Origin of the sequence: Streptomyces sp. NPDC051913, assembly GCF_044593635.1 — a bacterium.
GTDB lineage: Bacteria > Actinomycetota > Actinomycetes > Streptomycetales > Streptomycetaceae > Streptomyces.
Genome location: NZ_JBIUCI010000024.1, coordinates 74,745 through 93,019, shown reverse-complemented (window position 1 = coordinate 93,019; position 18,275 = coordinate 74,745). Strand labels below are relative to the sequence as shown.

Below are 18,275 nucleotides of genomic sequence, written 5' to 3'. Positions count from 1 at the left end.
CGGTTCTCAGCTCGGGGTGTCGGCCGTGGCGGCGCGGGCGGCCGCACGCGGGCGGGTTTCGTCGGTGCGGTCGCGGGTGGATCCGGTGCGCCGGTACCGACCGGCACCGCGGGCATTGGCGTCCCGGCAGGCCTCGTCGACGAACTCGCCCCGCCGCAGGTGCCGTTGGTACGCGGCCCGAGTACCGCAGGGCGCGAGCCGGGGGCCCGGATTCCGGGCGCCCCGCTCCTGCCGGCCGTCGCCGGACCGCCCCGGTGGCGGGTGCCGCGCGTCCGTGGGGTCGCCGGGTCGGCCGGAGGGTGGGTCGCCGACCGTCCGGTGAGAAGGGGCGGCGGGCCGTTCGCTCCGGCCGCTGCCGGTCGGCCCGGCTATCGACCGGGCGGACCCGTGGCGGGACAGCACCGCTTGCGGAGCCTCGTCCACGCACCCGGCGGATCCCCTCGGGGACGTTCCGGCGGAGCCCGCGCCCCGGTCACCGCGGTGCCACCCGGCGCCCGACGCGGTGGCGGCCCGGGCCTCCCCGGGCGCCGCCCCCTCGATCTCCCCTCGCGGTGAGCCGGCCGGTCCCCCGCTCGACCGTGCCCGGCGTCTCCCCGGCTCCGTGCCGCCCGCAGGCCCGACCGACCGCGGTGTGGCGGTACCGCTCTTCCTCCCGACCACGGCAGCCCCGGCCTCCCCCGGCGGCGCCCCCTCGATCCCCCCGCACGGCGAGCCGGCCGGTCCCCCGCTCGACCCTGCCCGGCGTCTCCCCGGCTCCGGCCGGTGGGAAGGCACCGTCGGGCGCTCGGGTGGTGGGGTTGACGCGTCGTCGTCCGAAGGCCCGCTCAGCGGAGGGGTGGTGGGCCCAGGTAGGTGGTCCGTCGACTGTTCCAGGGCGTGGCGCTGGGCGCCGGTGAGGCCGGCGACGATGCCCTGGCGGTCGCAGCGCGGCAGGTTCCGCTCCCTGTGCAGCACGGCGGCCCGGCAGGAGTCGAGCACCGGGCACGCCGCACAGATGGCCAGCGCCGTCGACGTGTACCGCCGGGTGAACCACAGGTCGGCGTTCCTCGCCCGGCAGGCCGCGCTCGCCTCCCAGGCCCGCGAGCCCGCGTCCGCGGCGGGTGCGCCGGGGCTCATCGGACCGGTCCCGCCGGACCATGGGCCGGTACCGGGGTGAGCGGCGGCGCGGACGGGTCGACGTCGTCCGGGAGCGGGACCGCCACCGGTGTCAGGGGTCCCACATGGGCCGCCACGTTGGCCAGGGAGCAGCGCTCGGGCCGGCCGTCGACGGACATCAGCGGCATGCCGTCCTGGCGTCTGCACCCCTGGAAGTACCAGACGTCCCCGTGCACGTCGCGCAGCGGGAGGGCCAGGTCGTAGACGGTGTCGCCGAGACGGAAGGGGCGTGTCGGTGCGGTGGGCGCGGCGGAGGGCAGCGTCGCCGCGGCGCCGTGGGCCACCACCGTGACGCGCACGCCGTCGCGCACTCCCTCTCCGATCACGGTGTGCGGGCGGGCGCCCTCGCCGACGATCGTGATGCCGAAGTAGGCGCGCCAGCGGGTCCAGCGCTCGGGCCCGTCGACCCGGAGCACGACCTTCACCCGGTCGCCGTCGACGCGGATGTCGGCGGGGCCGACCTGGCCGGCGAGATGGCGCGCGACGGCCTGGGCGACGTACCGCGCCCGTGCGCAGGCGGCGTCCCAGTCCAGCGCCTTGCGCTCCAGCTCGGTCAGTGGGCGCGGGATGCGGGACCAGCCTCCGCCGGGCGTCCTGAGCAGTACGGTGCCCGGCGGGCGATGGGGGTCGACGAGGAGCCGGGCGGTGTCGAGCGCGTGGGCGACGGCCGCCGCCTGTTCGAACGGAACGGACCCCAGAACCGCGCGGATCACACCGGCGGCGTGGGTGAGGTTGCTGTTCACACGGACACCGCCCCGATGGACCAGCGCAGCTTCCGCAGCGACCGATAGGTGAGCGTGCGCACGGCTCCGACGGTCTGCCCCATCACCAACGCGGTTTCCTGCGGGGTGAGTTCGTCGAGGTAGCGCAGCTCCACGCAGTGCCGCTGACGGGCGCTGAGAACGTCCAGGGCGCAGCGCACCGTCTCCTGGGCCTCGACGGCTTCCAGTTCTCGTGGGACCAGGCCCTCGGCACCGGTGCCTGTCCCCCGGGGGTCGTCGAACTCGCCGACCGGGGTCTCCCAGCGGGTCCGGCCGCGGCCGAGTTCGTCGAGCCAGAGGTTCTTGGCGATGGTGGTGAGCCAGCCGGCGAAGGCCGTGCCCTGCCAGGTGAAGCCGTCGATCCGGCGCAGGGCACGGACGAACGCCTCCTGGGTCAGGTCCTCCGCGAGATGTCTGTTGCGGGTCCGGACGAGCAGGAAGCCGTACACGATGCGGTAGTGCTGGTGGTACAGCGCGGCGAACGCCTCACGGTCCCCGGCGCGCGCACGCGTGACCAGTTCGGGTTCGGGGGCGGGCTGGACGATGGGGTGGGCCGGTAACGGCATGGATCGCTCCCGTCGGCATCGATGCGGAGGTGCGGGGCGGCATGCCCCATATCTTCGATATCCATGTAGATGTAGATTGCCGAAGGACACGGCACGGGTCACCGCGGCACACACACGGGGGCCGCGACCCACATCCGGATACGCTCTGCAGTCTTCATGTAGATGTAGATCGTGTCAAGGTGCCACCGTGACAGGAGAGTTACACCCTGCACACCGGACCCCCACAGGCCCGATCTGCGATCTACTTGCGCTTGTAGATAACGATGACCGATCCTCGGACATGTGACGAACGAGGCGAGCCGCCCAGCATCCCCGGAGACCGGCCAGGATCCGCCGCGCCGTGACGAGGACCTGGCTGCCCTGCTCGAACGTCTGCTGGCACAGGTGCCGGGCAGGACCCAGAAGGACCTGGCGGCGGAAACCGGCATCTCCTACCCGACGCTCAACGCCTGGATGAACCGCACCCGCGGCACCTCGCGCATCGACCCGGAGAAGCTCCGCGTCATGGTCGAGGCGTTTCGGCGCTGGGGCGTCCGGACGACGCCGAAGGAGTTCTTCGAGGCGGTCGGCCGCCCCGTGCCGGGCCCCAGCGGGGACGAGCGCGAGGCCCGGCTGCTGAAGCTCTACCGGCAATTGCCGGAGGCACGTCAGCGCGCACTACTGAAGGACGCCGAGGCGATGCTTCAGGTCAGTCGCATCGGGTGAGGCCAGCGCCGCGCGACCGGCTGTCCGGCCGGTCGCGCCGACATCCGCCGGTTGTGACGCACGGTTCGGATGCGTCGGGTGAATATGCCGAAACAGTGCATGCGTCCGCCCGCCATCGGTACCATCAGTCAGCCGCTGGCCTCCCGGAGCGGAACGCTCATGCCGTAGCGCTTTCCTGGGGAGACAGTTGTGTGCGTCCACATTGCCGTAGCCGACGGTCTGGCGAGCATCGCGGTCTGGGACTCGGACGAGGTCAGCATCCGAGTCGCCCGAGGTGCACCGACGGGTGATGCGCTGCGGGAGGTGGCGGACATCCTCATGGTCGATCTCGGCGCCCCCGCTTCCCGCGGCGGCCCGCTGCGCTGCTTCTGCGGGATGCGCGTGGAGCTTCCCCAAGAACTCCTCCCCTGCGTCCACGGAGCGGAAGCCGGCTGACCCGGGCGCGGGCACACGTCGGCCCGCCCCCTGTCCGGCGGAGTGCCGGGCGGGGAACGGGCCAGGTGGCAGACGGGTCAGGCGGACAGGCGGGCGATCGCCTCGTCCACCGTCAGCTCCTCGCGCTCACCGGTCCTGCGGTCCTTCAGCTCCAGGACGCCCTCGGCGGAGCGGCGGCCCGCGACGAGGATCTTCGGTACGCCGATGAGCTCGGCGTCCGTGAACTTCACGCCCGGGGAGACGCCCGCGCGGTCGTCGACGAGGACACGAAGGCCGGCCGCGCGCAGCTTCTCGGAGACGTCGAGGGCCAGCTCGGTCTGGAGGGCCTTGCCCGCGGCGACCACGTGGACGTCGGCCGGGGCGACCTCGGCCGGCCAGCACAGGCCCTGCTCGTCGGCGGTCTGCTCGGCGAGGGCGGCGACGGCGCGGGAGACGCCGATGCCGTAGGAGCCCATGGTCACGCGGACCGGCTTGCCGTGCTGGCCGAGGACGTCGAGCTTGAGGGCGTCCGCGTACTTGCGGCCCAGCTGGAAGATGTGGCCGATCTCGATGGCGCGGTCGAGGACGAGGCCGGTGCCGCACTTGGGGCACGGGTCGCCGTCCTGGACGACCACGACGTCGACGTACTCGCCGACCTCGAAGTCCCGCCCGGCGACGACGTTCTTGGCGTGCGTGTCGGGCTTGTTGGCGCCGGTGATCCAGGCGGTGCCGGGGGCCACGCGCGGGTCGGCGATGTACTTGACCTTCTCCCCCAGGCCCTGCGGACCGACATAGCCGCGGACCAGGTCCGGGCGGCCCGCGAAGTCGGCCTCGGTGACCATCTCGACGACCGCCGGGGCGAAGTGCGCCTCGACCTTGTCCATGTCGACCTCACGGTCACCGGGCACGCCTACGGCGACGATCTCACCGTCCACCTTCACCAGCAGGTTCTTCAAGGTGTCGGAGGCCTGGACACCCAGCGAGGCCGCGAGGGTCTCGATGGTGGGGGTGTCGGGAGTGGGGATGTCCTCGGCGGCCGGGACGGCGGAGGCGTCCCGCTCCTTCAGCTCGTACGTGATCGCCTCGGTGTTGGCCGCGAAGTCGCAGTTGGGGCAGTCGGCGAAGGTGTCCTCGCCGGCGCCGGCCGGGGCGAGGAACTCCTCCGACTTCGAGCCGCCCATGGCGCCGGCGGTCGCGGCGCAGATGCGGTAGTCGAGGCCGAGACGCTCGAAGACGCGCTGGTAGGCCTGGCGGTGCAGGGCGTAGGACTGGGCCAGGCCCTCGTCCTCGGTGTCGAAGGAGTAGGAGTCCTTCATGAGGAACTCACGGCCGCGCAGGATGCCGGCGCGGGGGCGGGCCTCGTCACGGTACTTGTGCTGGATCTGGTAGAGGATGACCGGCAGGTCCTTGTAGGAGGACGCCTGGTCCTTCACCAGCAGGGTGAAGATCTCTTCATGGGTCGGACCGAGCAGATAGTCGCCGCCCTTGCGGTCCTGGAGACGGAAGAGTTCGGCGCCGTACTCGTCCCAGCGGCCCGTCGCCTCGTACGGCTCACGCGGCAGCAGGGCGGGGAGCAGCACCTCCTGGGCGCCGATCGCGTCCATCTCCTCACGGACGATGCGCTCCACGTTGGCCAGCACCTTCTTGCCGAGGGGCAGCCAGGACCAGATGCCGGCCGCGGTGCGACGGACGTAGCCGGCGCGGACGAGGAGCTTGTGGCTGAGGACCTCGGCGTCCGCCGGGTCGTCGCGCAGCGTCTTCGCCATCAACTGGGACATGCGCTGGACCGGTGCGTTGGCCATGGTTCTCGTACTCCTGCCGGGAAAACGGTGATGGCAAGGAGGTTAGCCGGGGGTCCGGTGGTGGCGGAAATCGGTTATCGGCGGCGCAGTGGCAAGGGGGCGCCCATCACGGCGTACGGCTTCGGGGCGCTGGGGAAGAGGACCTGGCGGGCCAGGTCCTGGTAGCCGAGGGAGTGATAGAGGCCGCGGGCCGGGCTGTCCGAGTCGATCGCGGAGAGGATCGAGCGGGGTTCGGTGGCGCCGTCGGTGATCGTGGTGATCAGGGAGCGGCCGACTCCGCGGTTCTGGTAGTGCGGGTGGACGTGCAGCTCCGTGATCACGAACGAGTCGTCCAGCCAGGTCTCGTGGCCCTGAGCGCGGAGATAGGGCTCCACGACCGTGGACCACCAGTGGGCGCGGTCGTTGGGCATGCCGTAGACGAAGCCGACGAGACGCTCCGCCGAGGTGGCGCCGAGGGCCCTCGCGCCGGGGTATGTCATGTGGCGGAGAACGATCTGACGGCGGACGGCGACCTCGTCCGCGCCGAGCCCGAAAGCGATGGCCTGGACGGCGAGGGCCTCGTCGACGCGGGCGGAGAGGTCCAGGGGGCCGATCACGATGTCGTCGTCGGGGTGGCGGCGGTGTCCGTGACCGGGGAATCGCATGTGGGGAGCGTACAGGGCGCTTCGCCGGATGACGCGGGGTACTTCACGGCCTTCAGAACAGGACGCTCATGAACGCGCCGACCTCTTCGAAGCCCACGCGTCGGTACGTTCGCCGGGCCGCCGTGTTGAAGTCGTTGACGTAGAGGCTGACCACGGGGGCGACGTCCGCGAGGGCGTAGCGCAGGACCGCCGACATGCCGGGGGCCGCGTAGCCCTGGCCGCGGTACTCGGGGGCAACCCAGACGCCCTGGATCTGGCAGGCACGGTCGGTCGCGGCGCCGATCTCCGCCTTGAAGACGACCTTGCCGTCGGCGTCGAGACGCGCGAACGAGCGGCCGGAGCCCACGAGTTCGGCGACCCTGGCCTGGTAGAGGAGGCCGCCGTCGCCGGCCATCGGGGAGACGCCCACCTCCTCCGTGAACATCGCCACGCACGCCGGCATGATCGTCTCCATCTCGTCCTTGCGGATGCGGCGGACGTAGGGATCCGGGGCGATGTCGGTGGACAGCCGGTCGGTGACCATCAGCGGCTGATGGGCGCGGATCTCACGGGCGGGGCCCCAGCTGGGTTCGAGGAGGCGCCACAGCTCCGCGGTGGGTTCGACGGGTCCGACGATGGAGGAGCAGCGGCGCCCCGCCCGGCGGGCCCGGTCGGCGAAGGCGCGGACGGCTCTCGGGGTGGCGCAGATGGGGACGAGGTTGGCGCCGGCGTAGCAGAGGGAGGTCAGCAGGCCGTCCTCGTACCAGCCCCACATCTCGCCGCCGAGCCGCCAGGGGTCGAGTCCGGCGACCTGAACGCGGGACGTCACGAAGGCGTTCGCGACCGGCTCGCGGTCGAGGACGGCGAGCGCAGCGTCCAGGTCGCTCGGTTCGAGGACCCGGGAGGTCGTCTGGGTCAACACGGGCGGGGCGCCTCACACTGGGGACGGCTGATCTCCGCACTGTACCTGCGGAAGCTGAGCAGCGTCGCCCTGTGGTGGGGCCGCTGGATTTGAGGTGCCCGGGCTTTCGGTGCCGTCGCCTACGAGCTCGGGTGGCTGTGGCTTGGTCGCGGGTGCGGGCGGGTGGGGGCTGGTCGCGCCCGCGCGGCGGTAGCCGCAAGTTGATACAGCCCCGCGCCCCTGGAGGGGGGCCTTCGGCCCCCAACCAGAGAACCTCAGCCCGCCACCGCCACCGACGGCTCGCCCGAGGCCACTCCGTCCGCCTCCATCTGTTCGGCCAGCTTCATGGCCTCCTCGATGAGGGTTTCCACGATCTTGGACTCCGGGACCGTCTTGATGACCTCGCCCTTGACGAAGATCTGGCCCTTGCCGTTGCCGGAGGCGACGCCGAGGTCGGCCTCGCGGGCCTCGCCGGGGCCGTTCACGACGCAGCCCATCACCGCGACGCGGAGGGGGACCTCCATGCCGGTGAGGCCTGCGGTGACTTCCTCGGCCAGCTTGTAGACGTCGACCTGGGCGCGGCCGCAGGACGGGCAGGAGACGATCTCCAGGCCGCGCTGCTTGAGGTTGAGGGACTCCAGGATCTGGTTGCCGACCTTGACCTCCTCGACCGGCGGGGCCGAGAGGGAGACGCGGATGGTGTCGCCGATGCCCTGGGAGAGGAGGGCGCCGAAGGCGACCGCGGACTTGATCGTGCCCTGGAACGCCGGGCCGGCCTCGGTGACGCCGAGGTGGAGGGGGTAGTCGCACTGGGCGGCGAGCTGCTTGTACGCCTCGATCATGACGACCGGGTCGTTGTGCTTGACCGAGATCTTGATGTCCCGGAAGTCGTGCTCCTCGAAGAGCGACGCCTCCCAGAGCGCGGACTCGACGAGGGCTTCGGGGGTCGCCTTGCCGTACTTCTGGAGCAGGCGGCGGTCCAGGGAGCCGGCGTTGACGCCGATGCGGATCGGGGTGCCGTGGTCCTTGGCGGCCCGCGCGATCTCCTTGACCTTGTCGTCGAACTGCTTGATGTTGCCGGGGTTCACCCGGACCGCGGCGCAGCCGGCCTCGATGGCGGCGAAGACGTACTTCGGCTGGAAGTGGATGTCCGCGATGACGGGGATCTGGGACTTCCTGGCGATCGTCGAAAGGGCGTCCGCGTCGTCCTGGGTGGGGCACGCCACGCGCACGATCTGGCAGCCGGACGCCGTCAGCTCGGCGATCTGCTGGAGGGTCGCGCCGATGTCGGACGTACGGGTCGTGGTCATCGACTGGACGGAGACCGGGGCGTCGCCGCCGACCGCGACGGTGCCTACCTGGATCTGCCGGCTCTTGCGGCGCTCGGCAACCCTGGTCGGAACGGACGGCATGCCGAGAGAAATCGCAGTCATCTGCTGTGCAACCCCAAGTCGTGGATCAAGGTCCGGCGCCAACGGAACAGTGGGCTCCAGGCTTCGAGATTACGGCACGGGCCCGGGCTCGGGCACATCCGTCCCGCGGACCCACTCGAACGATGACGGCCCGGCACAGAGCGTGCCGGGCCGAGACCAACGCCGTACGGCTAGGAGATTCTCACCGGGTTAACCACGTCCGCGATGAGGACCAGGATCGTGAAGCAGACGAAGATTCCCGCCACGACGTAGGCGACCGGCATCAGCTTCGCCACGTCGAACGGGCCCGGGTCCGGGCGGCGGAAGAGCCTGGCCAGGTTGCGGCGCAGCGACTCCCACAGGGCGCCCGCGATGTGGCCGCCGTCCAGCGGCAGCAGCGGGAGCATGTTGAAGAGGAACAGGGAGAGGTTGAAGCCCGCGAGGAGCATGACGAACATCGCCAGTTGCTGGGACGCCGGGATGTCGAGGGTGGCGATCTCGCCGCCGACCCTGGCCGCGCCGACCACGCCCATCGGGGAGTCCGGTTCACGGGGGCCGTCGCCGAAGGCCGCGTCCCACAGGGCCGGGATCTTGGAGGGCAGGGCGGCGAGGGAGTCGACCGCGTCGCCGACGCGGTCCGTCATCCAGGTCACGGAGTCGCCGAAGTCCTGTTTGACGACGCCGGTGGCGGCGCTGAAGCCGAGGAAGCCGGCCTTGACGTACTCGCCCTGGACGTAGGCCCCGCTGGAGTCCTTCTTCGCCACGAGGTTGGTGGCGATCCTGGCCGAGAGGGAGACCTGCGTGCCGTCGCGGTCGACGACGATCGGGACCGTCTTGCCGGCGCTGTCGCGGATGAGGTCGGAGAGGGTGTTCCAGTCGTCGGTCCTCACCCCGGCGAAGGAGACGATCTTGTCGCCCTTCTTCATGCCGGCCGCCGCTGCCGGTGAGGGCTTGTCGGTCTTCTTGCAGGTGTCGCGGTTCTCGCTCTGGGAGATCACGCACGGGGAGACCGAGGCGACGTCGGTGGTCTGCTGCTGGATGCCGAAGCCCATCAGGACCGTCAGGAACAGGCCGATCGCGAGGATCAGGTTCATGAACGGGCCCGCGAACATCACGATGACCCGCTTCCACGGCTTGCGCGTGTAGAAGAGGCGGTCCTCGTCGCCGGGCTGGAGCTCCTCGAAGGCGGCCGAGCGGGCGTCCTCGATCATGCCGCGCCACGGCGAGGTGGAGCGGGCCTCCAGGCGGCCGTCCGGGCCCGGCGGGAACATGCCGATCATGCGGATGTAGCCGCCGAACGGGATGGCCTTGAAGCCGTACTCGGTGTCGCCCTTCTTCTTCGAGAAGATGGTCGGGCCGAAGCCGACCATGTACTGGGGCACGCGGATGCCGAAGAGCTTGGCCGTGGAGAGGTGGCCCAGCTCGTGCCACGCGATCGAGACGAGGAGTCCGAGCGCGAAGACCGCTATGCCGAGGATGAACATCAGGGTCGTCATGCACGGGCCTCCGCCGTCTGTGCCGCCAGTTCCCGGGCCCGGGTGCGGGCCCAGGTCTCCGCTTCGAGGACGTCCGACACCGTGAGTGGGGTTCCCGTGGCCGGCGTGCCGTGTTCCTCCACCACGCGCGTCACGGTCTCCATGATCCCGTTGAAGGGCAGCGCGCCGACCCGAAACGCCTCCACGCACTCCTCGTTGGCGGCATTGAACACCGCCGGGGCCGTGCCCGCGAGCTCTCCCACGTGCCTCGCAAGGTTGACCGAAGGAAACGCGTCGTTGTCGAGCGGGAAGAACTCCCACGTCGACGCCGTGCTCCAGTCGAAGGCGGGGGCCGCGTCGGGGACGCGCTCGGGCCAGCCGAGGCCGATGGCGATGGGCCCGCGCATGTCGGGGGGCGTCGCCTGGGCGATTGTCGATCCGTCCGTGAACTCAACCATCGAGTGGACATACGACTGGGGATGCACGACGACCTCAATGCGGTCGAAGGGAATGTCGTAGAGGAGGTGTGCCTCGATGACTTCCAGGCCCTTGTTGACGAGGGTCGCGGAGTTGATGGTGATGACCGGGCCCATGGCCCAGGTGGGGTGGGCGAGGGCGTCCTCGACGCCGACGTCCGCCAGTTCCTCCTTGGTACGGCCGCGGAACGGGCCGCCGGAGGCGGTGACGACGAGTTTCCGTACGTCGGCCCGCGTCCCGGACGCGAGGGCCTGGAACAGCGCCGCGTGCTCGGAGTCGACCGGGATGATCTGCCCGGGCTCGGCGAGCGCCTTGACCAGCGGGCCGCCGACGATGAGCGACTCCTTGTTGGCGAGCGCGAGGGTGCGGCCCGCCTCCAGGGCGGCGAGGGTCGGGGCGAGGCCGATCGAGCCGGTGATGCCGTTGAGGACGGTGTGGCAGTCCGAGGCGGCGACCTGGGCGGCCGCGTCGGGGCCGGCGAGGATCTCCGGGAGCGGCTCGCCGGTGCCGTACCGGGCCTGGAGGGACTCCCGCAGCGCCGGTACGACGTCCTCGCGGGCGACCGCGACGGTCCGCACCCCGAGCCGGTGGGCCTGCTCGGCGAGCAGGGAGACCCGGCCGCCGTTGGCGGACAGCGCGGTGACCCGGAAGCGGTCCGGGTTGCGCAGCACGAGATCGATGGCCTGCGTGCCGATCGAGCCGGTGGAGCCGAGGATCACCACGTCCTTGGGGCCGTCGCCCGCCACGGGGTCGTAGACGAGGTGGGGGTCGGCGAGGGCGCGGGCCGCAGACGGGGCTTTCGCCCCGTGCCCTCGGAGGGCTGGACTGTCACTCATCCCCCCATTGTTGCCGTAAGGACGGTGTGTGAGGACAGCGCGTCCCCCGAAGGAGGTCCCCCCGGGAAAGCGCGCTGTCATGGGCCGGTCAGCTGATCGGGCGGTGGACGTTCTCCTTCTCGCTCGGACCCGGTGTCGCGTCGGCGATCCAGGGGCCCTCGCCCGAGGCGTCGACGATGCCGTCCTCCAGCCATACGTAGGTGCCGGACATGACGCCCTTGACGACCTTGCGGTCCAGGTCGTCGGTGTTGGTCCACAGGCGGCCGAAGAGTTCCTCGATCCGGATGCGGGACTGGTGGCAGAAGGCGTCCGCGAGTTGGTAGGCCTCGCGGCCGTGGTCCTCGGTGGTGCGCAGGAGTTCGGCCCGGACACAGACGGCGCTCATCGCGAACAGTTCCGCGCCGATGTCGACGATCCGGCCGAGGAAGCCCTGCTTGGTCTCCATGCGGCCCTGCCAGCGGGACATGGCGTAGAAGGTGGAGCGGGCGAGCTTGCGCGCCGTGCGTTCGACGTAGCGCAGGTGCGCGGAGAGGTCGATCTCGTGTTTGAACTCGCGGTAGGAGTAAGGAAGTTGCCCCTGTCCCGCGACCAGTTTCGGGAGCCACTTGGCGTAAAACACGCCCGCGCCCGCGCCGGCCTTCGCCTTGTCGGTCAGGGACTTCTCCGGGTCGATCAGGTCGCCGGCGACCGAGAGGTGGGCGTCCACCGCCTCGCGGGCGATCAGCAGGTGCATGATCTCGGTCGAGCCCTCGAAGATGCGGTTGATGCGGAGGTCGCGCAGGACCTGTTCCGCGGGGACTGCTCGTTCGCCGCGGGCGGCCAGGGAGGCGGCCGTCTCGAAGCCCCGGCCGCCGCGGATCTGGACGAGTTCGTCGGCCATGAGCCACGCCTGCTCCGAGGCGAAGAGCTTGGCCAGGGCGCCCTCGATGCGGATGTCGTTGCGGTCCTCGTCGGCCATCTGGCTGGCGAGGTCGGTGACCGCCTCCAGCGCGAAGGTGGTGGCCGCGATGAAGCTGATCTTCGAGCCGACGGCCTCGTGGTGGGCGAGGGGCTTGCCCCACTGCTCGCGGGCCGCCGACCACTCGCGGGCGATCTTCAGGCACCACTTGCCGGCCGCCACACAGGAGGCGGGCAGGGAGAGTCGGCCGGTGTTGAGGGTGGTGAGCGCGATCTTCAGCCCCGCGCCCTCGGGGCCGATGCGGTTGGCCGCCGGGACGCGGACCTGGTGGAAGCGGGTGACGCCGTTCTCGATGCCGCGCAGGCCCATGAAGGCGTTGCGGTTCTCGACCGTGATGCCGGGCGAGTTGGTCTCGACGACGAACGCGGTGATGCCGCCCCTGTGGTCCTCGGACTTCGGTACCCGGGCCATGACGACGAGGAGGTCGGCGACCACACCGTTGGTGGTCCACAGCTTCACTCCGTCGAGGACGTAGTCGTCCCCGTCCGGCACCGCGGACGTGGCCAGCCGGGCCGGGTCGGAGCCGACGTCCGGCTCGGTCAACAAGAACGCGCTGATGTCGGTGCGGGCGCACCGGGGCAGGAACGTCTCCTTCTGCTCGGCCGTGCCGAACAGCTTCAGCGGCTGCGGTACGCCGATCGACTGATGGGCGGAGAGGAGCACGCCGATCGCCGGGGAGGCGGAGCCGGCCAGCGCGAGCGCCTTGTTGTAGTACACCTGGGTGAGGCCGAGCCCGCCGTACTTGGTGTCGATCTTCATGCCGAGCGCGCCGAGCTCCTTGAGGCCGTTGATGACCTCGTCGGGGATGCGGGCCTCGCGCTCGATGAGGGCGCCGTCCACCTTGGTCTCGCAGAAGTCGCGGAGTTTGGCGAGGAACTCCTCGCCGCGCTGGGCGGCCTCCGTGGAGGGCATGGGGTGCGGATGGACCAGGTCGAGCCGGAAGCGGCCGAGGAACAGTTCCTTGGCGAAGCTGGGCTTGCGCCACTCCTGTTCCCGGGCCGCCTCCGCGACCTCGCGGGCCTCACGTTCGGAGACGGTGGGTTTGCTGGATGGGGCGGACATGAGGGTCACCTCGCCGCGAATCGGGATCTTGGACCGTTATCGTTACCGACCGGTGCTACTCGATCGTATGTACCCGATCCCGGGCGACCCCACCACCCCTGGGACGCGCCCGTTCAGCCGATGTTGACGGAGTAGGACTTGGTGTCCAGGCGCCCGGTGCCCTTGAAGACCTCCGTGCCGGACTCGATGCCGGAGACGTACTTGTCGTTGCTGAGCAGCTTGCGCCGAACGAGGGCCTGGGTGAAGTCGTCCAGGTTGAGAGAGGCCTTGGTGGTGTTGGTCTGCCGGACGAAGGAGTACACCTTCCAGCCGATGTCGCCCTGGTAGATGTCCCACATCGCGCCGCCGAGGCTGACGCTGCCGTACTTGGTGCCGAGCGGTCCGGCGCCGCCCTGGCGGTTGAGCCAGATCATGATCTCGTCGGTGGGCTGGTCCTGCCAGTCGGCGGTGCTCTTGTTGTGCAGCCACAGGTCGTACGCGACGTTCATGGTGCCGGGGGCGGCGCTGACCGTGAACTCCCAGCTGGTCCTCACCGGCTTGCGGTCGCCGACCCGGATGGGCAGCTGGGTGGCGGCCTTGTCGGTCTTCCAGCCCCAGTGCCAGCCGAGCACGGTGGAGGCGTACGACTTCACGTCGTAGTCCCGGCCGGTGGCGCTGTTGGCGAGGCTGTAGTCGGTGCCCCATGAAATGGTCGACCCCGACTGGGAGTTGGACCACACGCACTGGGTGCCGGTGTACTTCCCCTCGTTCCAGAGGTTGTTGTTCACGTAGTACTTGCCGAGCGTGATCGTGTCGAACGCCGTGCACTTCTTGCTCGACTCGTCGGCCTGCGCGACGGTGACGCCGACGGCGGCGGCCAGCGCGACCGTGCCGGAGAGCAGGGTCTTCGCCTTCTTGGAGAAGCGGGGGCGGCGGTGCTGCATGGGGGTCCTTCCGGGGGGTCCTGTTACACCTCTTCAGTGGCCGCCGCCGTTCGAAAGGTTGCCGTCGCTCCGGTCCGTCATGATGGGAGCCGGAGGGCCATGTGGCACCCCGTCCCGAACTCCTTATCGAAGCGCTTCGACAGCCTATGGACACCCACCCCGGGTGAAGCTACTGTCGAACCACCCTCACCCGCCCTTGTTCGCACTGCGCACTGTCGAAGCGCTTCACAAAGCTTGGAGAGCTGGATGGTCACCCTCGCCGAGGTCGCCCAGCACGCCGGAGTGTCGGCGAGCACGGTGAGCTATGTCCTCAGTGGCAAGCGGTCCATCTCCACGACCACCCGGCAGCGGGTCGAGCAGAGCATCCGCGAACTCGGCTACCACCCGAACGCGGGCGCCCGCGCCCTGGCCAGCAGCAGGTCCAACATCATCGCGCTGATGGTGCCGCTGCGCACGGACATGTACGTGCCGGTGATGATGGAGATCGCCATCGCCGTCGCCACCACCGCCCGGACGCACGGGTACGACGTCCTGCTGCTGACCGGCGAGGAGGGTCCGGACGCGGTGCGCCGCGTCACCGGCAGCGGGCTCGCCGACGCCATGATCCTGATGGACGTCGAACTCGACGACGAGCGGCTGCCGTTGCTGCGCGGCACCGACCAGCCCTCCGTGCTCATCGGCCTCCCCGCCGACACCTCCGGGCTGACCTGCGTCGACCTCGACTTCCGGGCGACCGGCGCGCTCTGTGTCGAGCACCTCGCGATGCTCGGCCACCGCGACATCGCTGTCATCGGCGAGGCCCCCGCGGTCTATGAACGGCACACGGGTTTCGCCGAGCGCACCCTGGACGGACTGCGCACCCGGGCCCAGGAGTTGGGCGTACGACTGCTGCACCGGCCGTGCGAGGGCGGGTACGACGCGATGGCCGTCACGCTCGCCCGCATCCTCGACGAGCGCCCCGCCACCACGGGGTTCGTCGTACAGAACGAGTCGGCGGTCGAACCGCTGCTCGCCCTGCTGCGCCAGCAGGGGCGTGCCGTCCCCGAGGACGTCTCGGTGGTCGCGGTCTGCCCCGACCAGGTGGCGACCCAGGCCTCGGTACGGCTGACCTCGGTCGCCATCCCCGCCCAGGAGATGGGCCGCCATGCGGTGGAGCGTCTGGTGGCCAAGCTGGACGGCCGCGGCAGCGACGAAGTCGTGCTGATCTCCCCCGAGTTGACGGTCCGGGCGAGCACCGGCCCGGTACCGGCGTAACCGCCCATCACCGGCGTAACACCTTCACGCGTCCGCCCCTGCCGGGGCACCCCCATGTCTGCCACTCCGCCAGGAGTATCGGAGCCCAGGAGCGCCTCAAGTGACTCAGCATGCCGAGAACCAGCCCCCGACCGGCGCGGTGAGCCTCGCGCAGTCGTCCCCGACCGTCGGTACGTTCCGTGAGCGGGACGGCGCGCTGGAGTGGAGCGGCCGGCAGGAGACCGTACGCATCGAAGCCTGGGGTCCGGACGCGGTCCGGGTCCGGGCGCGGCTCGGCGGGCCGATCCTGGAGGGGTTGCCGGGTGCGCTGCTCGACGACGCGCCCGCCACCTCGTCCACCGTCAAGATCGAGGACGGGCAGGGGCGGTTGACGGTCGGCTCGCTCACCGTCGAGGTCAGCGGCGAGGGCCTGATCCGGTTCCTGCGGACGGACGACGCGAGCGAGCTGCTCGCGGAGGCCCGCGCCCATTTCTGGTGGCCGGGGTCGCGCCTCTACACGGCCGTCGGCAACGGCCACCACCGCCTTGAGCAGCGGTTCGCCGCCTACGACGACGAGAAGCTGTACGGCCTCGGCCAGCACCAGCACGGGCGGTTCGACCAGAAGGGCCTGGTCCTCGACCTGGTCCAGCGCAACGCCGAGGTCGGCATCCCGGTGCTGACGTCCAGCCGCGGCTACACCGTGCTGTGGAACAACCCGGCGATCGGCCGGGTGGAGCTGGCCCACAACGGCACCCGCTGGGTGGCCGACTCGGCCCGCCAGATCGACTACTGGATCACGGCCGGCTCCCCCGCCGACGGGCAGCGCCACTACTCCGCGGTCACCGGCCGGACGCCGATGATGCCGGAGTGGGCGACGGGCTTCTGGCAGTGCAAGCTGCGCTACCGCACCCAGGACGAACTCCTGGAGGTGGCGCGGGAGTACAAGCGTCGCGGACTGCCCCTCTCGGCGATCGTGTGCGACTTCTTCCACTGGACGCACCTGGGCGAGTGGAAGTTCGACCCCGCGGAGTGGCCCGACCCGGCCGCGATGGTGCGGGAGTTGACGGAACTGGGCGTCAAACTCGTCGTCTCCGTCTGGCCGTCGGTGTCGCCGCTGAGCGAGAACCACCCGGTGATGGAGCAGCGCGGCTACTTCATCGGCACGCAGTACGGGCCGATGGCGCACGCGGACTGGCCGGACAAGGAGGTGGCGTCCACGGTCCAGGTGGCCTTCTACGACGCCACCAACCCGGAGGCTCGCCAGTTCGTGTGGTCGAGGATCAAGGAGAACTATCTCGACCCGTACGGCATCACGGCCTTCTGGCTGGACGCCTGCGAGCCCGAGCTGAAGCCGGGTTTCCCGGAGAACCTGCGCTACTGGTCGGGGCCCGGCCTGGAGGTCGGCAACATCTATCCGGCGGACAACGCCCGCACCTTCCACGAGGGCCTGCGCGCCGAGGGCGAGGAGGTCATCACCCTCAACCGCTCGGCGTGGGCGGGCAGTCAGCGCTACGGAGCGGCCCTGTGGTCCGGTGACATCGGCACCGACTTCCCGACCCTGCGCCGCCAGATAGCGGCCGGCCTCAACACCGCGCTGTCCGGCATCCCCTGGTGGAACACCGACATCGGCGGCTTCCACGGCGGCGACCCGACCGACCCGGCGTACCAGGAGGTCATGGTCCGCTGGTTCCAGTTCGGCGCGCTGTCCCCGCTGATGCGGCTGCACGGCTTCCGCGACCCGGGCATGCCGCTGGGCCCGGACATGACGGGCGGACCCAACGAGGTGTGGTCGTACGGCGAGGCGGCCGGGGCCGTCCTGGAGAAGTACCTGCGGCTGCGCGAGCGGCTGCGGCCGTACGTCCTGGACGTCATGCGGGAGGCCCACGAGGAGGGTCTGCCGCCCATGCGGCCGCTGTTCCTGGAGTTCCCGGACGACCAGGCGGCCTGGTCGGTGGACGACGCGTATCTCTTCGGCGCCGACCTGCTGGTGGCCCCGGTGCTGACGGCGGGCGCGACGGCCCGGACGACGTATCTCCCGGCGGGCGCGACCTGGACGGACGCGTGGACCGGTGAGTCGTACGAGGGCGGCAGGACCGTGACGGTCGACGCGCCGCTCGACCGCATCCCGTTGTTCCTGCGGGACGGGGCGCGGCTGCCGGTGGCGGAGTAGCCGGTGGCGGTGACATGACGTGCGGCCGGTCCCTCCCCTAGGGGGACCGGCCGCACGCGTGCGGAGGTCAGCTGATCAACTGCTGCTGACCGTCAGGTTGTTGGTGACGAAGTCCAGTCCGCCGGACGAGGACGTGATCTCGTAGCCGAACTGGACGTCCCCGATGGTCTCGCTGCTGGACATCCAGCCCTTGGTGCCCGAGATCCAGGTGAGGATCGACTTGATGTTCACGGTGCCGGAGCTGGAGTCCGAGGTGCGCAGGAACGAGAACACCTCGTTGGCGCCGTTGGTGCCCTTGTAGACGGTCCAGGTGTGGCCGCCGAGGGTGACGTTGCCCTGCGAGGTGCCGAGCGGGCCGACGGCTCCGTTGTAGTTGACCCAGAGCATGATCTCGTAGTCGTAGTCGGTGTCCCAGATGTCGTACGACGTGTTGTACGCGCCGGACGACGGGACGGTGACGTTGTAGCTGCTGGACAGCGAACCGAGCGAGGAGATGGTCTTGTTGACCACCTTCTTCGCGTTCGGGTAGGACTTGATGCCGCCGGTGTTGGGGTGGTTGGCCCAGACTCCCCAGTTGGTGCCGGAGTTGGCCCAGATGCACTGGCTGCCGGCGCCGGAACCCCAGATGTTGTTGTAGAGGGTGTAGCCGTTCAGGCTGGTGTTGCCCCACTGGTCGCAGGAGTTCCACACGGCCGCCGAGGCGGGTGCGGAGGCGAGGCCGACGGTGGCGCCGAGGGCCATCGCGGGGGCCAGTACGGCCATGGTGATCTTGCGCAGTTTGGTGTTCGTGCTCTTTGCCATG

The 18,275-nt window shown here is 70.5% G+C and carries 16 protein-coding genes and 1 pseudogene; 4 read left to right on the top strand and 13 right to left on the bottom strand.

Translation table 11 applies throughout. From position 1 onward, the window contains the following. Positions 1-6: 6 nt before the first annotated feature. The 4 genes and pseudogenes from ACIHIX_RS42895 to ACIHIX_RS42880 all read right to left on the bottom strand — a co-directional run bounded on the left by ACIHIX_RS42895 (position 7) and on the right by ACIHIX_RS42880 (position 2,482). A complete protein-coding gene (locus ACIHIX_RS42895) occupies positions 7-423 on the bottom strand; it encodes a hypothetical protein (protein WP_399966047.1) in 417 nt (138 codons plus the stop codon). 507 nt (positions 424-930) lie between these two features. Continuing rightward, positions 931-1,116: pseudogene (locus ACIHIX_RS42890) on the bottom strand (WhiB family transcriptional regulator); the annotation flags it as partial. Next, complete coding sequence (locus ACIHIX_RS42885; RefSeq protein WP_399966019.1) at positions 1,113-1,898, bottom strand: BN159_2729 family protein; 786 nt, start codon at positions 1,896-1,898, stop codon at positions 1,113-1,115. The pseudogene ACIHIX_RS42890 and the gene ACIHIX_RS42885, both read right to left, overlap by 4 nt. Further along, complete coding sequence (locus ACIHIX_RS42880) at positions 1,895-2,482, bottom strand: RNA polymerase sigma factor (protein ID WP_399966018.1); 588 nt, start codon at positions 2,480-2,482, stop codon at positions 1,895-1,897. The genes ACIHIX_RS42885 and ACIHIX_RS42880 overlap by 4 nt, the downstream gene beginning before the upstream one ends. A 282-nt stretch (positions 2,483-2,764) precedes the next feature. Between ACIHIX_RS42880 and ACIHIX_RS42875 the strand changes: the two genes are divergently transcribed. After that, on the top strand, positions 2,765-3,187 hold the full coding sequence (locus tag ACIHIX_RS42875; protein ID WP_399966016.1) for a helix-turn-helix domain-containing protein: 423 nt from the start codon (positions 2,765-2,767) through the stop codon (positions 3,185-3,187). A 189-nt stretch (positions 3,188-3,376) separates the two neighbouring features. Then, positions 3,377-3,622 (top strand): hypothetical protein, encoded by a 246-nt coding sequence (locus ACIHIX_RS42870; protein ID WP_399966015.1) that lies wholly within the window; start codon positions 3,377-3,379, stop codon positions 3,620-3,622. 77 nt (positions 3,623-3,699) lie between these two features. Here ACIHIX_RS42870 and ACIHIX_RS42865 read toward each other — a convergent pair whose 3' ends face one another. The 8 genes from ACIHIX_RS42865 to ACIHIX_RS42830 all read right to left on the bottom strand — a co-directional run bounded on the left by ACIHIX_RS42865 (position 3,700) and on the right by ACIHIX_RS42830 (position 14,070). Continuing rightward, positions 3,700-5,403 (bottom strand): proline--tRNA ligase, encoded by a 1,704-nt coding sequence (locus ACIHIX_RS42865; protein ID WP_399966014.1) that lies wholly within the window; start codon positions 5,401-5,403, stop codon positions 3,700-3,702. A gap of 74 nt (positions 5,404-5,477) precedes the next feature. Beyond that, positions 5,478-6,047 (bottom strand): GNAT family N-acetyltransferase, encoded by a 570-nt coding sequence (locus tag ACIHIX_RS42860; RefSeq protein ID WP_399966013.1) that lies wholly within the window; start codon positions 6,045-6,047, stop codon positions 5,478-5,480. Between the two features lie 52 nt (positions 6,048-6,099). Continuing rightward, positions 6,100-6,948, bottom strand: a complete 849-nt coding sequence (locus tag ACIHIX_RS42855; protein WP_399966012.1) for a GNAT family N-acetyltransferase — start codon at positions 6,946-6,948, stop codon at positions 6,100-6,102. A 254-nt stretch (positions 6,949-7,202) separates the two neighbouring features. Beyond that, positions 7,203-8,360, bottom strand: coding sequence for a flavodoxin-dependent (E)-4-hydroxy-3-methylbut-2-enyl-diphosphate synthase (gene ispG, locus ACIHIX_RS42850; protein ID WP_059197958.1), 1,158 nt, complete (start codon positions 8,358-8,360; stop codon positions 7,203-7,205). A gap of 170 nt (positions 8,361-8,530) precedes the next feature. Beyond that, on the bottom strand, positions 8,531-9,823 hold the full coding sequence (locus ACIHIX_RS42845; RefSeq protein ID WP_399966045.1) for a M50 family metallopeptidase: 1,293 nt from the start codon (positions 9,821-9,823) through the stop codon (positions 8,531-8,533). 8 nt (positions 9,824-9,831) lie between these two features. Further along, positions 9,832-11,127 carry a 1-deoxy-D-xylulose-5-phosphate reductoisomerase gene (gene dxr / locus ACIHIX_RS42840; RefSeq protein WP_399966011.1) on the bottom strand — a complete coding sequence of 432 codons (1,296 nt, stop codon included), beginning with the start codon at positions 11,125-11,127 and terminating at the stop codon, positions 9,832-9,834. A gap of 88 nt (positions 11,128-11,215) precedes the next feature. Further along, positions 11,216-13,147 carry an acyl-CoA dehydrogenase family protein gene (locus tag ACIHIX_RS42835; RefSeq protein ID WP_399966010.1) on the bottom strand — a complete coding sequence of 644 codons (1,932 nt, stop codon included), beginning with the start codon at positions 13,145-13,147 and terminating at the stop codon, positions 11,216-11,218. 113 nt (positions 13,148-13,260) lie between these two features. Further along, complete coding sequence (locus ACIHIX_RS42830; protein WP_399966009.1) at positions 13,261-14,070, bottom strand: endo-1,4-beta-glucanase; 810 nt, start codon at positions 14,068-14,070, stop codon at positions 13,261-13,263. A 246-nt stretch (positions 14,071-14,316) separates the two neighbouring features. Between ACIHIX_RS42830 and ACIHIX_RS42825 the strand changes: the two genes are divergently transcribed. Both ACIHIX_RS42825 and ACIHIX_RS42820 read left to right on the top strand, forming a co-directional pair. Beyond that, a complete protein-coding gene (locus ACIHIX_RS42825; RefSeq protein ID WP_399966008.1) occupies positions 14,317-15,324 on the top strand; it encodes a LacI family DNA-binding transcriptional regulator in 1,008 nt (335 codons plus the stop codon). 100 nt (positions 15,325-15,424) lie between these two features. Continuing rightward, the gene (locus ACIHIX_RS42820; protein WP_399966007.1) at positions 15,425-17,473 is read left to right on the top strand and encodes a TIM-barrel domain-containing protein; all 2,049 of its coding nucleotides are present in this window, start codon (positions 15,425-15,427) and stop codon (positions 17,471-17,473) included. Positions 17,474-17,548: 75 nt separating this feature from the next. Here the strand turns inward: ACIHIX_RS42820 and ACIHIX_RS42815 are convergent, their stop codons facing one another. Next, positions 17,549-18,274 carry a hypothetical protein gene (locus tag ACIHIX_RS42815; protein WP_399966006.1) on the bottom strand — a complete coding sequence of 242 codons (726 nt, stop codon included), beginning with the start codon at positions 18,272-18,274 and terminating at the stop codon, positions 17,549-17,551. Between the last annotated feature and the right edge of the window lies 1 nt (position 18,275).